We start from the raw sequence: 12,979 nt of genomic DNA, 5'->3' as shown, positions 1-12,979 counted from the left end.
GACAGGCATTCTTAGTTAAGCGGAACACCTACCAATGGACGGCCTTCAAGAGTCCATAGATATAGGGAGCCGTCATACAACTTGGTTGATTTATTACCTACCAGCTCTGACAATACAAACCAACCACCAGCTGCCAAATGGCCGCTATTACAATAACTAATAGCTGGTGATTTTGGATTAATGCCGTTTGCTGTTAATAAAGCGTTATAGGTATTTTTATCCCAAAAATATAGTGCACCCTTTGATGTTTTTGCCAACAACTCCGGGGCTAATTCTTTTGCACCAGCAATATGTCCATAAGCACCTACATAGTCACGTTTACTTAGGCCAAAAAATTGTGCTGGTTGACGAGCATCAATCAAATTTACCTTACCGCTTTTTGATGCAGAGGCTACTTGTTCTGAATTGGCAATCAATTCTTTGCGCTCTGCTTTTGCAGTCCAGTTTCCACCGGTCTTGGTTGAGGGGCTAACTACAAATTCACGACCTTCAGCAAGCCAGCCTGCCATGCCACCATCTAAAACGGCAATATTGTCTTCACCATAAACCTTGAACTGCCAATAGGCTCGTAGGGCTTCGTCCACATCGGAAATATCCAACCCAATTGGTACCAAAACGATAGGCTTGTCAGAATTAACGCCAACAGCTTGAATAATTTTTTCAAAATCTGCCTTTTCAGGAATCAAGTATTTAATCTTTTTTCCATCAATCATGCGATCAGCTCTAACCTTTTTAAAGTCTAACAAGCTAGAGTCTGAAATATGGCCACCAACCTCTACCAGCATCTTTTTTCCAGTCTTTTTATCGACTTCAAATTCAGGGCTACGTACATAGCTAGCCACATCGCCTCTTACCTCCAGAATTTGCACTTCAGATTGGTTTGCAGCAAGCCAATCAGCGCTAACTACTGGCCCAGGCAATGTAATAGCCTGCACGAAACTTACCATGCTAGCCAAGACAAGAGCTGCTGCCCATTGAATCTTTTTCATTTCTACTCCCTTATGAATTAACTACCAATAAATTCTCTGAAAGACGACCCAGCAGATCAATCTTGCACTCCGTTAACACATGATGCTTTCTAGAATTCAGTGCATTCTCACGACCGCCGCATTCGACCTCTAGCAATCTAATCTTTTGCTCACGACCCACAATCAATTTTTCAATTTCTGCGCTAAATAATTGAATAAGTGCGCCCACCCAGTTACTTACTGGTGCCATACGACCTTTGACCACCATCTCAAAGCCTTTTAAGGACTTGATGACTAAGTCCGAATCAATCATTTCCTCGCCTGTGACCCACTGATTTGTTGTAAATAAGCGGGTTGGCAGGCCCTTTTGATCCAATGCAATACCAACAAGATGATGAAAGCTCTTTGCATCCCGTTTGATCACATGAAAATGTCCATGCTCTCCATCGACCATCTCATCAGCTGAATGCGCATGGTAATAAAACTCATATCCACTATTCGCATCAGCTAAATCATTGCTCGGATAGTGCTGCCACTCAACAAAATCCTTGGCGCCACATAAAGCGGCTTCATTCAAAGTACGTCCAGATTTGGCGTACTGCATTTGAATGTTTGCCAGCTTCTGAGCAGCTAACCAAAGATTGGATTGAGTAAGCATGTAAAAGTTACTCCGCTGCCTTACGCTTTTTAGGTCCACAAGGATTTGCCGGTCCACATGGGTTAGCTGCCTTTTTCTTTGCTGGACCACAAGGATTGGAGGCTTCTTTTTTAGGACCGCAAGGATTCTTTTGCTCAGAGCTTGTTGGATTCGCAGGGGCATCAGCAGAAAGGGCGAGCGGTGCTGCAGATAAACCCGCCAAGGCAAGTGCCAATGCGGCTACAGTTGATTTCTTAGACATATATTTCCTTTTAATGATTAAGCTTGAGAACTAACGGGACCTTTGGATTTCTTCTCCATCCAAGAGCCCAAGACAAAAACACCAACGGCCGCAACAATCATTCCGATATCAATGGACCAATCTGAGATATTGAAAGCATCTGGCAATGAATCCGCTTTAGTAAATTCGCCTAAAGTAGTTAAGACCTCTATCTCTGGGTAAATAACAGCAAAAACAACGGTACCCAAAAGCAATCCAAGTAAAAAGATTGCTGCGTCAATGCGACCAGACATTAAGCCAACCACTGATGTTCCAGGGCAATACCCACCAATTGCGAAGCCAGCACCAACAAGCGCTCCACCCAATGCAGCTGCGCCCAAGAATGCTGGAGGCACAAACAAACTACCAGCGTCCACCAACCCAGCCTTTTCTAAAACCATGAGTCCAACTGCTGCAAACACAATAGCGGTGAACATGACCTTAAACACTGACCAATCCGTTAGCCGAAATTGGCCAGTTAATTTATTAGGATTACCAAAACCCGCACGCTCCAAAACGAAACCAAATGCAGCGCCTAAAAGAAGCCCTGAAAGTATCTCGCTCATCTTATTTCTCCTCTTTCAAGAAGCGGCTTACTAATAAACCCACCGCAAAGAATGTGCCAAGGAAAGTAAATCCAGCCAAACTGAGTACCGCGGCGCCAGACAATCCAAGACCACTGGTGCAACCTGCAGCTACACGTGCTCCAAAGCCTGCCAAGATACCGCCAAACAATGCCGTCATCGGACGCTTAGCGCCACCGAGAAACTTCTTGCCGTCCATCTGAATGTGAATTCTCTTTGCTAGGAATGCAGATAGCAATGCGCCTAAAGCTACTCCGATCACCTGCCAGGTAATCCAGGCATTTAAAGGCTTGCCTTCTTCCACCATTCCACCCAAATAATCATTTGCATTAGTGGTAACTGGTGCAACATACATTCCAACCCATGCAGTTAAGCGAGTGGTAAATCCTGTTGCCCCAAGTCCATGACCCGTGACCACAAAAGTTGCCAATAGAACCATTCCAAGCAGGATGCCTGCTAGCAATGGGTTCATATACGGCGCTGGTTTCGCCTGCCCTGCTTTATTTACCATCTTTACTGACCTCATTTAAGGTTTAAATAATATATACATTTATATATTATCAATTTAAATTGCAATGTCAATAGGAGCAAGCAAACAAGTCGACAGAATTTGATCTACATCATGAATGAATGGACCTAGTGTGCTGAATGGGTCCTAATGCAGGCATCAGACAATAAAAAAGGGGGCTCGGCCCCTTTGAATATCGGATCTTAAGTTAAAAGGATCAGAACTCACCCTTTACAGTTGTTAATCCCAACGCATCCCAGTCCAACATGCCGCCACGATAGTAATAAATCTTCGTTGCTGGGAAGCCGTCGCGTGTCATCGCAGCCATTGCCATTGGACTTTGTGGACAAACAGGACCGTTGCAGAATGCATAGACCTTCTTCGCTTTAGAGCAATCCCACTTGGTTGAACCAGCAGCAGGCTTTTTGCAACCTAACTCATCCATACGCATCGCTACTTCGGTGTACGGTATGCCGACTGAACCAGGGATTGTTCCCTTTACGCGGTCATCGACAACGCGCATATCTACCACCAATGAATCCTTATCATTTAATGCATTAAGCACATCAATCTCATCAACTGGCACAACGCCCTTGATAGGAATCAATGGCTGCAACCAGCCTTTATTCTTGGCACAAGGCGTCATCACACGAGTGATTTCTACCGGACCCCTTGGGGTGTTAACGACAAAATTGGTGGATTTATCAATAATCTGCAGTAGCTCAGGACTTGCAGGTACAGCAGATTGTGCTGATACGAGGCCTGAAAACAACATCAGACCAAGAGAAATAAACTTTTTCATAAAACCCTCTATGTATTATTTTGTCGCAAAACAGTGATTTAAATGTTTATATACGCATTTATGCATATTTACGTAGTGTGAGGCCTAGACTTGCTAAACTTAATACAGAGAAACCCCTATTGTTGAAGGTGTTATCCCCTTTAATATCCAACATAGCTAGTTATTTGAATTTTTATACTTACCTGAACACTGGAGTCTTTATGAAGAATAGTCGTCGTCAATTTATGATTTTGTCTGCTGCTGGTGCCTGTACTTTGGCATTGAACGGCAAAGTTCAAGCTCAAGCAATGGTTGCTGAAACTGACCCACAGGCTGCTGCATTGGGTTACAAGGCAGTTGCAACTACTGTAGATAAAGCTAAATATGCTAAATACGCTGCTGGTCAAGAGTGTGATAACTGCGCTTTGTTCCAAGGTAAAGTAGGCGATGCGACTGGCGGCTGCTCTTTATTCGGCACCAAGAAAGTTGCCGGCAAAGGCTGGTGCTCTGCTTACGCTAAGAAGGCTTAATTAAATATTTAGTTAAGCACTAAGGTAAAAAAGACTGCTACGGCAGTCTTTTTTATTTCCTCTTGCCTATTTCTATTTACTTTAAGCCCCTGCTTGAGAAAAACTTTTAAGCTTTTCCATATTCGGAATCTGAATACTTAATCTGCTGATATTGGAAATCAGCCCCTGCTCGGCCATTGAGGCAAGGGCTCGACTAATAGTCTCAAACTTCACATCCATCATTAAGCCCATATCTTCACGTTTAAAGAGCGGTGCAACCGCCATCTCTCCAGACACCTTTGCCACTCTGAGAAAAAAGCGAGCCAAGCGCACCTCAATTCGACCGGTATTAATTTCAGAAAACCAGGATTCAGATTGAGCTAAAGCTTCGCCCCATTTTTTTACTATCTGACGATGTAAACGTGGCGACTCTTCCCCTAGGCTGGAGATGATGGCTTTTGGAATACGGCATAAATGCACATTCGATAAAGCGCTAGCGGAATGGGCGTAGCTTTCCTCTAGCAGTGCTTCCATGCCAAAAAGATCGCCAGGCATAACTAAACGTACGATTCTGCTTGAGCCGTCAGAATTAACGTGCAACAGCTTGATATAACCTTCGCGCAATGTATAAAGATACTCTGCAGACTCACCCTGTGTGTAGATGCCTGAGTTAGCCTCAAAGCGCAGATCATCAATCGGCGAATGAATTTTGGAAAAATCTTCCTCATTCAACTCGGCAAATAATGCTGAGCTACGAATAGAACATGCATTGCAATCGCTGTTACCCTGCCATGCACTTTTAATTTCAATGGTCTTCATAAGAGAAAACTCACTTTTTAGCAACCAAACCTAAGATTGCGGACATACCAGTATGTCTTGGGCCTTCAGAGAGCTCTTTTTCATAGCTCACTAGCTCAAGTATCTGAAACTCTTTCACAAGATCCCGGATTAACTCCTCTGTGTAGAGATGCTCTATTAAGCTTGGTCCACCAGTTTTATATTCCAATTGCTTTGGTGTGTAGCCTTGCAGAATAAAGATGCCGCCTGGCTTCAAGGCTTCGTAGCTCTGTTTGAAGATGCGCTCGCGCATATCGGGATCGGCAAACTGGATAAAGATGCCAATCACTGCATCATAAGTATTGGCTTGCCATGCAAAACTATCAGTATCTGAGAATGAATAATCAACTTCGACCTGATTATCTTTGGCAAACTGCCTTGCTTTAGCTAGTGCAATATCAGAGGCATCAAAGCCAATCACTTGCATCCCCTGCTTGGCCAGCCAAACACCATTACGCCCTTCACCATCAGCGATGCATAGCACCTTGCTCTTGGGTTTTAGGTATTGATTTGCCTTCTCAACTAGATATTCATTTGGCTCTTTGCCAAAAATGAACTCTTCTTTATCAAAGCGTTCATTCCAGAACCGGGTAGCGTCAGAGAAACCCATGGGCTTATCTTGATGGATCTGGTTATTTTTTGAGTCCGCCAACGAGGTCATTCTTTAAATCGTTGATGTTTTCTAAGCCAACCGCAATACGCACTAAGCCATCGGTAATACCTGCAGCTTTTCTGGCTTCTGGCGATACGCGGCAATGCGTCGTTGTTGCTGGATTGGTGATGGTTGTACGTGTGTCACCTAGGTTTGCTGTAATCGAGCAAAGCTTGGTTTGGTTAATGAGTTTGAACGCAGCTTTCTTGCCGCCTTTTAGAGTGAAAGACAGAATCGCTCCGCCCTCTTTTTGCTGGCGCTTAGCCAATGCATGTTGAGGATGTGACTTCAAGCCTGGGTGGTAAACACGCTCGACACCAGGCTGCTTCTCTAGCCATTGAGCCAAGGCGAGCGCATTCTGGCTTTGTTGCTTCATACGAAGCTCTAAAGTCTCTAGACCCTTTAGAAATACCCAAGCATTAAATGCAGACAGTGTTGGGCCTGCAGTACGCACATAAGGGAACACTTTACCCATGACGAAGTCGTTGCTACCCACGATTGCTCCGCCAACTACCCTACCTTGGCCATCTAAATATTTAGTAGCCGAATGAATGACGACATCAGCACCAAGCGCTAATGGCTTTTGCAAGGCTGGCGTGCAGAAGCAGTTATCTACAGCAAATAATGCATTTGCTTTTTTGGCGATCTTTGAAATTGCTTTAATGTCCGCAATCTCAGTCAATGGATTGGAAGGCGTCTCGAGATAAAAGAGTTTGGTATTCGGTTGGACAGCAGCTTGCCATGACTTGGTATCAGCCAAATCAACATAGGTTGTTGTAATGCCAAAGCGACCCAAGATATTGGTGAACAATTGAATCGTTGCACCAAATACAGAACGAGAGCAAACAACGTGGTCCCCTGCTTGCAAATGCGCCATCGCCAATGTCATGATGGCAGCCATTCCAGAAGCAGTTGCAATACAAGCCTCACCACCCTCTAGAGCAGCCAAACGATCTTGGAACATACTCACAGTTGGATTGGTAAAGCGGGAATAGATAAAACCTTGATCAGCGTGAGCAAAACCATCTGCTGCTAATTCAGCGCTATCAAAGCAAAAACTTGAAGTGAGGAACATTGCCTCAGAGTGCTCTTGATACTCAGCAGTACGACGTGTGCCAGCGCGGACCGCTAGAGTCTCTAGGGCCAGCTTAGAAAAATCCGGTTTTTTGCGTGTGGTTTTGCTCTTCATGATGCTATTTTGACACCGAATTGAGGAATTGCCTCATGTGAGGCAATATCCTGTCGCTTTTTAGTCTTCGGTAGCTAAATGCAGGTGGAGCTGGGAGCGAGCGAAGTCACTCGAATCCTTTTGACGATCAGCCTTAGCAGCTGAAGTATTTCTGGCGGCTTCTAAAGCATCCAAATAGGACTCAGTAATATCACCCGTGATGTAATTTCCATCAAAACAAGAAGCTTCAAACTGCTGAATATTGGGATTAACATCCCTTACTGCCTGCTTCATGTCTTCAATACTTTGATAGATGAGTTGATCAGCACCAATCATCTTGTTGATTTCTTCATCAGTGCGGCCATAGGCAACCAATTCACTACGCGTAGGCATATCAATGCCATAGACGTTCGGGAAACGTACTGGAGGCGCAGCAGAAGCAAAGATCACTTTCTTGGCACCAGACTCGCGAGCCATCTGCACAATCTCAAAAGAAGTGGTTCCGCGAACGATAGAGTCATCCACGATCAGCACAGTCTTATCTTTAAACTCAATACGCATCGCATTGAGTTTTTGACGAACTGACTTCTTGCGAACAGCCTGCCCCGGCATGATGAAGGTGCGACCGATATAACGGTTTTTAAAGAAGCCTTCGCGATAATCCACACCCAAGTTCTTAGCAACCTGCATTGCTGCTGGACGGCTAGAATCCGGAATCGGCATCACTACATCGATCTCGTTGACATTGGTCTCTTTGCGAATCTTCTCCGCCAAGTAATCACCCATGCGCATGCGCACGTTATAGACAGTGACTCCATCAATGGTGGAGTCTGGACGAGCCATGTAGACATACTCAAAGATACAAGGAGTAAGCACTGCATTTGGTACGCACTGACGTGAATAGAAATTGCCATCTAAATCGATATAAATTGCTTCGCCTGGATTGACGTCACGTACAAATGTGAAGCCCAAGCCTTCAAGAGCAACCGACTCAGATGCAATCATCCACTCAGGACCTTGCGGTGTATCAATACGTCCGATACACAAAGGACGAATGCCGTACTGATCTCGGAAAGCCAACAAACCATAGCCAGCAATCAACGACACAACTGCATATGAACCTTTAACACGACTGGTAACTCCAGTAACGGCGTTAAACATTGCGCCCTCATCGAGAGCTGCGCTATTGGTTTCTTTTTGTAGTTCGTCAGCCAACACGTTCAGCAATACTTCAGTATCAGAACTCGTATTGATGTGACGACGATCACGATAAGCCATCTCAACACGCAGACTTGGCGCATTGGTTAAATTGCCGTTATGAGCCAGGATGATGCCGTATGGTGCACTGACATAAAAAGGTTGCGCCTCTTCTTCACTGCTAGCTGAACCAGCAGTTGGATAGCGCACCTGACCAATACCCGCATTACCTACTAGGCTGCGCATATTGCGTGTTCTGAAAACATCTCGTACTAAGCCGTTGGCTTTATGCATCGTGAACGAATTTCCGTTCATCGTCGCAATACCTGCGGCATCTTGACCGCGATGTTGCAAAAGCAACAAGGCATCATAGAGAAGTTGATTTACTGGTGAGTGGGAAACAGTTCCGACGACGCCGCACATATCTCTAGATTCCTATTGTTAATTTAGGAGTAATGGTAGGGGTAACTTTAGGCATTGCATCGCCTAATTGCTTTGCCCAGTCAGCAGGAAGCCAACCTTTAATTAAACCGGTTGCCATATCAATTGCTGGTCTGGTAATGGCATTCTTCCAGGCCATGCTTTGCGGAATGGGAGTGAGCGCAGCCAAGGTAGCAAGCACTACAACAATCAAGCCGCCACGAATCACACCGAATATCAAACCCAAAAAACGGTCAGTCAAGCTCAGACCTACTGACAAGATAATTTTCTGTACTACCCCACCAAATAAGCCACAAATGATGAGTGTCAATATGAACAGAATGATGAAACTCACACCCAAACTAAGCAACTCATCTAGGTGGAATGTAGACAGCCATTCTGTAGAAAGATAATTGCTGTAGTGATAGGCAACCCAAGCTGCAGCAAACCAAGAAGCTAAAGCAAGCACCTCTTTAAACAGGCCGCGTGAGATACCAACAAGAGCTGAGATCAAGAGCACAACTAGGGTGAAGTAATCCACCGATGTTAGCTTGAGGGTGGATAAGTATTCCATTACTGCTTACCGGATTCGACGAGTCTTGGTGACAGACCCATCGCCTTAATTTTCTTCTCCGCTGCTTCGGCGGATTCTTTATCAGTATATGGTCCTGCGCGCAGTACATACAACTTAGCACCATCAGTGCCAGTCTTATTTAAGACATAGTTTGGAATCTTTTGATCTTTGAGTTTTGCAATCCAACCCTTGGCACGCTCTTCCGATGCAAAAGCACCAATCTGAATAACGTACTTACCCGAACCGTTTGTAGTGGCAGGTTTAGTTGCATCATCTGTTTTTGGTTTGTCTGCTTTGGGAGCGCTGGTAGCAACTACTTCTTCACCGGCCGCCAAACCTAATGTGCCGGATTTATTTGCTGCGGGAGCCACTGGTTTAACTTCAGCTTTGGTCTCCGGTTTTGTTTCCGGCTTTACTTCAGGCGCAGGTACGGGTGCGGCTACAACTTTGGGTGCGTCTTTAGCGCTCTCAACAGGCACTTCTGCTTTTGGTTTTTCTTCAGGCTTAGATTCAGTGCCGGGGATTGGTAAGCTGGTCACGATATTTACGGCGATATCGTTTGGAGCTAACTTGGGCTTGCTATCCAAAATACGAGGTAGTCCAACTACTGCAATTAAGACCAATACAGCTGCGCCGATAAGACGATGTCGCGCTCTTTGTTGTTCAGGATCTTCGGTTAGAGCTAACTCTTCAGCTTCTGCTGCGCGTTGAAAACTACGTGGTGCCGCTCTTTTGGCGGTGCGACCACCCCTTGAATCAAATTCAAGGTCATCAGACTGGGTTTTTCGCCTAAAAAAGCTTGGTAAACGAATCATGGATCAGTGGGCCTGGTTGTTTCGGTAAGTCATTACGCCTGCAACGGTATAGAAGGATCCGAAGGTGACAATTCTATCACCCTCACCAGCCTGAGATAGCGCTTTTTGATACGCCAAAGCGGGATTTTCAAAGATTTCGATGCCACCATCTGACCCATTTTTAGGCTTTACACCCATGCTTTCAAGCTTCTGAGCAAGGAACTGACCTGAAGCCGCCCTAGGAGTCGGTAAATCCGTGCAAAACCAGAAATCCACGATATTCAAAAGGGGTTTGATGACGCCTTCGATATCTTTGTCAGCCATTGCCCCAAAAATGGCATAGGTATAAGGGTGATAACCCATCTTATCCAGACCCTGAGCCAAGGTGGCTGCTGCATGGGGGTTGTGAGCCACATCCAAAACGACCGTAGGCTGCCCAGGAAGGACCTGAAAGCGGCCAGGCAACTCCACTAGGGCAAAGCCATTGCGTATGTCCTGAGCGCTGACAGGCAAGCGCTGATGCAGCGCCATTAAGGCAGCAATAACAGCAGATGCATTAAGAATCTGATTGGCGCCACGCAATGCTGGGTAGCCAAGGCCACTAAAGCGCTTATTGCGCCCTGCCCAACCCCACTGCTGTTTATCGCCCTGGAAGTTGTAATCACGTCCCTGCAACCAAAGATCACAGCCTAACTTTTCGGCATGATCGATGAGTGTTTGTGGAGGCACAGGATCACCGCATACTGCAATATGACCCGGGCGGAATATGCCCGCCTTCTCCAAACCAATCGCTTCGCGTGTACCGCCTAAGAAATCCGCATGATCAATATCGATACTAGTCACGATGGCGCAATCAGCATCAACAATATTGACTGCATCTAAACGACCGCCCATTCCAACTTCCAATACCACTGCATCCAAATTTGATTTGGAAAACAGATGCATGATGGCTAAGGTGGTGAATTCAAAATAAGTCAACGTTGGCGCATCAACCAAACTAACGCGCGCATTTTCTACAGCAGCAAAATGCTCAAGCAAGATATTGTCTTTAACATCCTCACCATTGATACGGGCACGCTCATTAAATTGCAGTAGATGCGGTGAGGTGTGGCAACCAACGCGGTAACCGGATGCGAGGAGAATGCTTTCTAAAAAGGCGCAAGTGGATCCTTTGCCATTGGTGCCAGCAACCGTAATCACTGGACAATCGAAATGCAAATCTAATACGGCCTTCACACGATTGATGCGCTCTAGCCCCATGTCAATGCCGACAGGGTGAGCAGTTTCGAGGTGGCTAAGCCAAGCCTCTAGGCTAGAAAATAAAATGGGGGCTTGGTGTGCGGAGCTCAAGCGCTTAAACGGCTGCGCTACCAGCTATCGCAGGCTCAGGAAGCTTTTGTAGCAAAGCCAACAAACGGGCAATTTCACCACGCATCTGACGACGATCAACAATCATGTCAATGCCGCCCTTTTGCATCAAGAATTCTGAACGCTGGAATCCTTCTGGTAATTTCTCACGTACAGTTTGCTCAATCACGCGAGGACCAGCAAAACCAATCAAAGCCTTAGGCTCAGCCATCACAACATCACCCATGAAGGCAAAGCTCGCGGAGATACCACCCATCGTTGGGTCGGTAAGAACGCTGATGTATGGCAAACCTTTTTTAGCTAACAAAGTCAACATCGAGTTAGTCTTAGCCATCTGAAACAGAGATAACAAACTCTCTTGCATACGTGCACCACCAGTAGCGGTTACGCAAATAAATGCACACTTCTTATTAATCGCTTCTTGAACACCGCGGGCAAAGCGCTCACCCACTACAGAGCCCATCGAGCCACCCATGTATTGGAATTCAAAACATGCAGCAACTACAGGAATCGTTTCAATCTTGCCGCCCATCACAATCAGCGCTTCAGATTCACCAGAGGCATCGTTTGCTTCTTTAATGCGGTCTGGGTATTTTTTGGAATCTTTGAACTTCAGTGGATCGGTTGGATAAATATCTGCGCCGATTTCGTAGCGACCTTTTTCATCTAAAAGACTGTCTAAGCGGAGACGTGCGCCGATGCGCATGTGGTGACTACATTTTGGACAAACCGATAAATTCGCTTCGATGTCAGTGCTGTAGAGAACGGTTTCGCAACCAGGGCACTTGACCCACAATCCTTCAGGAACTGATTTGCGATTCGCAGGATCAGTATGTTGAATTTGGGGTGGGAGTAATTTATCTATCCAGCTCATTAGTTTTTAACTATCCAATGCGTCGCGAATCTCACGAATAAAGGTTTCCAGTAATTGTACCGCCTGGCCAGGGGGCGCATCCTCTAAAAGGCGAATAATTCGGCTACCAATCACCACGGCATCAGCACTAGCCGACACAGCCTTGGCGCTAGCGGCATCGCTAATTCCAAAGCCTACAGCGATTGGGATATCGGTTTCTTCTCGAATCTTCGGGATGATGCTAGCTACATCCTGGGTATTAAGGTGGGATGCACCTGTAACGCCCCGCACAGAAACGTAATAGATATAACCAGAAGCTATTTTGGCGGCTTCTTTTATACGCTCATAGGATGAAGTAGGCGCCAATAAGAAAATCGGATCAATGCCAGCAACGCGCATACGAGCAGCAAAATCAACGCACTCTTCTGGTGGATAGTCCACCACCAAAACACCATCAACACCGGCAGCTTTTGCCTCAGTTGCAAAACGCTCTGCCCCCATTTGCTCAACAGGATTTGCATAGCCCATCAACACCACTGGGGTGTTGGTGTCCTTCTTGCGAAACTCTTTCACCATCTCTAAGCAACTATGCAAAGTGACGCCATGAGTTAATGCGCGCTCTGATGATCTCTGAATCACAGGACCGTCAGCCATTGGATCTGAAAATGGCACGCCTAATTCGATCACGCTTGAACCACCGCGTACCAGTGCATGCATAAGTTCAACAGTTTGTTTTGGATCTGGATCGCCAGCAGTAATAAAAGGAATCAATCCTTTTTTACCTGTTGCTTTTAGCTCCTTAAAGAGCGCAGTAATTTTTGACATAGCTATTTTATTTTTCTATTTTTG

The 12,979-nt window shown here is 45.7% G+C and carries 16 protein-coding genes; 1 reads left to right on the top strand and 15 read right to left on the bottom strand.

Annotated elements, in window-relative coordinates; genetic code table 11:
- Positions 1-11: 11 nt before the first annotated feature.
- The 6 genes from QMF28_RS04280 to QMF28_RS04255 all read right to left on the bottom strand — a co-directional run bounded on the left by QMF28_RS04280 (position 12) and on the right by QMF28_RS04255 (position 3,779).
- Positions 12-989 (bottom strand): sulfurtransferase, encoded by a 978-nt coding sequence (locus QMF28_RS04280; RefSeq protein ID WP_281743418.1) that lies wholly within the window; start codon positions 987-989, stop codon positions 12-14.
- A 10-nt stretch (positions 990-999) separates the two neighbouring features.
- On the bottom strand, positions 1,000-1,626 hold the full coding sequence (locus tag QMF28_RS04275; RefSeq protein WP_281743417.1) for a DUF6969 family protein: 627 nt from the start codon (positions 1,624-1,626) through the stop codon (positions 1,000-1,002).
- A gap of 7 nt (positions 1,627-1,633) precedes the next feature.
- Positions 1,634-1,867: a hypothetical protein gene (locus tag QMF28_RS04270; protein WP_281743416.1), complete on the bottom strand. Its 234-nt coding sequence runs from the start codon at positions 1,865-1,867 to the stop codon at positions 1,634-1,636.
- A 17-nt stretch (positions 1,868-1,884) separates the two neighbouring features.
- Positions 1,885-2,451 (bottom strand): DUF6691 family protein, encoded by a 567-nt coding sequence (locus tag QMF28_RS04265; protein WP_281743415.1) that lies wholly within the window; start codon positions 2,449-2,451, stop codon positions 1,885-1,887.
- A 1-nt stretch (position 2,452) separates the two neighbouring features.
- Positions 2,453-2,980 carry a YeeE/YedE thiosulfate transporter family protein gene (locus tag QMF28_RS04260; RefSeq protein ID WP_281743414.1) on the bottom strand — a complete coding sequence of 176 codons (528 nt, stop codon included), beginning with the start codon at positions 2,978-2,980 and terminating at the stop codon, positions 2,453-2,455.
- A gap of 214 nt (positions 2,981-3,194) precedes the next feature.
- Positions 3,195-3,779 carry a rhodanese-like domain-containing protein gene (locus tag QMF28_RS04255; RefSeq protein ID WP_281743413.1) on the bottom strand — a complete coding sequence of 195 codons (585 nt, stop codon included), beginning with the start codon at positions 3,777-3,779 and terminating at the stop codon, positions 3,195-3,197.
- A gap of 200 nt (positions 3,780-3,979) precedes the next feature.
- Here QMF28_RS04255 and QMF28_RS04250 point away from each other — a divergent pair, with 200 nt between their 5' ends.
- Positions 3,980-4,288: a high-potential iron-sulfur protein gene (locus QMF28_RS04250; protein WP_215326902.1), complete on the top strand. Its 309-nt coding sequence runs from the start codon at positions 3,980-3,982 to the stop codon at positions 4,286-4,288.
- Between the two features lie 81 nt (positions 4,289-4,369).
- On the opposite strand, the gene QMF28_RS04245 is transcribed toward QMF28_RS04250, so the two are convergent.
- The 9 genes from QMF28_RS04245 to trpA are packed head-to-tail and all read right to left on the bottom strand — an operon-like array spanning position 4,370 to position 12,955.
- Positions 4,370-5,086, bottom strand: coding sequence for a Crp/Fnr family transcriptional regulator (locus tag QMF28_RS04245; protein WP_281743412.1), 717 nt, complete (start codon positions 5,084-5,086; stop codon positions 4,370-4,372).
- Positions 5,087-5,096: 10 nt separating this feature from the next.
- Positions 5,097-5,714 (bottom strand): class I SAM-dependent methyltransferase, encoded by a 618-nt coding sequence (locus QMF28_RS04240; protein ID WP_281743411.1) that lies wholly within the window; start codon positions 5,712-5,714, stop codon positions 5,097-5,099.
- Positions 5,715-5,736: 22 nt separating this feature from the next.
- Positions 5,737-6,945: an O-succinylhomoserine sulfhydrylase gene (locus QMF28_RS04235; protein WP_281743410.1), complete on the bottom strand. Its 1,209-nt coding sequence runs from the start codon at positions 6,943-6,945 to the stop codon at positions 5,737-5,739.
- A gap of 60 nt (positions 6,946-7,005) precedes the next feature.
- A complete protein-coding gene (purF, locus tag QMF28_RS04230; protein WP_281743408.1) occupies positions 7,006-8,544 on the bottom strand; it encodes an amidophosphoribosyltransferase in 1,539 nt (512 codons plus the stop codon).
- A 4-nt stretch (positions 8,545-8,548) separates the two neighbouring features.
- Positions 8,549-9,115 (bottom strand): CvpA family protein, encoded by a 567-nt coding sequence (locus QMF28_RS04225; RefSeq protein WP_281743405.1) that lies wholly within the window; start codon positions 9,113-9,115, stop codon positions 8,549-8,551.
- Entirely contained in the window at positions 9,115-9,930 is an 816-nt protein-coding gene (locus QMF28_RS04220) for an SPOR domain-containing protein (protein ID WP_281743404.1), read from the bottom strand. Before QMF28_RS04220 ends, QMF28_RS04225 begins: the two co-directional genes overlap by 1 nt.
- 3 nt (positions 9,931-9,933) lie before the next feature.
- Positions 9,934-11,259 carry a bifunctional tetrahydrofolate synthase/dihydrofolate synthase gene (gene folC / locus QMF28_RS04215; protein WP_281743403.1) on the bottom strand — a complete coding sequence of 442 codons (1,326 nt, stop codon included), beginning with the start codon at positions 11,257-11,259 and terminating at the stop codon, positions 9,934-9,936.
- Positions 11,260-11,263: 4 nt separating this feature from the next.
- A complete protein-coding gene (accD, locus tag QMF28_RS04210; RefSeq protein ID WP_068321394.1) occupies positions 11,264-12,151 on the bottom strand; it encodes an acetyl-CoA carboxylase, carboxyltransferase subunit beta in 888 nt (295 codons plus the stop codon).
- Between the two features lie 6 nt (positions 12,152-12,157).
- Positions 12,158-12,955: a tryptophan synthase subunit alpha gene (gene trpA, locus QMF28_RS04205; RefSeq protein ID WP_281743402.1), complete on the bottom strand. Its 798-nt coding sequence runs from the start codon at positions 12,953-12,955 to the stop codon at positions 12,158-12,160.
- Positions 12,956-12,979 lie beyond the last annotated feature (24 nt).

The organism is Polynucleobacter yangtzensis (assembly GCF_027924165.1).
Lineage (GTDB): Bacteria > Pseudomonadota > Gammaproteobacteria > Burkholderiales > Burkholderiaceae > Polynucleobacter > Polynucleobacter yangtzensis.
This window is presented reverse-complemented; position numbering and strand designations above follow the sequence as displayed.

What these genes read in the sequence shown, in the direction of transcription:
- QMF28_RS04220 (WP_281743404.1), bottom strand. Translation starts at nt 9,930, where the DNA reads ATGATTCGTTTACCAAGCTTTTTTAGGCGAAAAACCCAGTCTGATGAC.
- QMF28_RS04255 (WP_281743413.1), bottom strand. Translation starts at nt 3,779, where the DNA reads ATGAAAAAGTTTATTTCTCTTGGTCTGATGTTGTTTTCAGGCCTCGTA.
- trpA (WP_281743402.1), bottom strand. Translation starts at nt 12,955, where the DNA reads ATGTCAAAAATTACTGCGCTCTTTAAGGAGCTAAAAGCAACAGGTAAA.
- QMF28_RS04265 (WP_281743415.1), bottom strand. Translation starts at nt 2,451, where the DNA reads ATGAGCGAGATACTTTCAGGGCTTCTTTTAGGCGCTGCATTTGGTTTC.
- QMF28_RS04280 (WP_281743418.1), bottom strand. Translation starts at nt 989, where the DNA reads ATGAAAAAGATTCAATGGGCAGCAGCTCTTGTCTTGGCTAGCATGGTA.
- QMF28_RS04260 (WP_281743414.1), bottom strand. Translation starts at nt 2,980, where the DNA reads ATGGTAAATAAAGCAGGGCAGGCGAAACCAGCGCCGTATATGAACCCA.
- QMF28_RS04275 (WP_281743417.1), bottom strand. Translation starts at nt 1,626, where the DNA reads ATGCTTACTCAATCCAATCTTTGGTTAGCTGCTCAGAAGCTGGCAAAC.
- QMF28_RS04240 (WP_281743411.1), bottom strand. Translation starts at nt 5,714, where the DNA reads ATGGGTTTCTCTGACGCTACCCGGTTCTGGAATGAACGCTTTGATAAA.
- QMF28_RS04270 (WP_281743416.1), bottom strand. Translation starts at nt 1,867, where the DNA reads ATGTCTAAGAAATCAACTGTAGCCGCATTGGCACTTGCCTTGGCGGGT.
- QMF28_RS04235 (WP_281743410.1), bottom strand. Translation starts at nt 6,945, where the DNA reads ATGAAGAGCAAAACCACACGCAAAAAACCGGATTTTTCTAAGCTGGCC.
- QMF28_RS04250 (WP_215326902.1), top strand. Translation starts at nt 3,980, where the DNA reads ATGAAGAATAGTCGTCGTCAATTTATGATTTTGTCTGCTGCTGGTGCC.
- QMF28_RS04245 (WP_281743412.1), bottom strand. Translation starts at nt 5,086, where the DNA reads ATGAAGACCATTGAAATTAAAAGTGCATGGCAGGGTAACAGCGATTGC.
- QMF28_RS04225 (WP_281743405.1), bottom strand. Translation starts at nt 9,115, where the DNA reads ATGGAATACTTATCCACCCTCAAGCTAACATCGGTGGATTACTTCACC.
- purF (WP_281743408.1), bottom strand. Translation starts at nt 8,544, where the DNA reads ATGTGCGGCGTCGTCGGAACTGTTTCCCACTCACCAGTAAATCAACTT.
- accD (WP_068321394.1), bottom strand. Translation starts at nt 12,151, where the DNA reads ATGAGCTGGATAGATAAATTACTCCCACCCCAAATTCAACATACTGAT.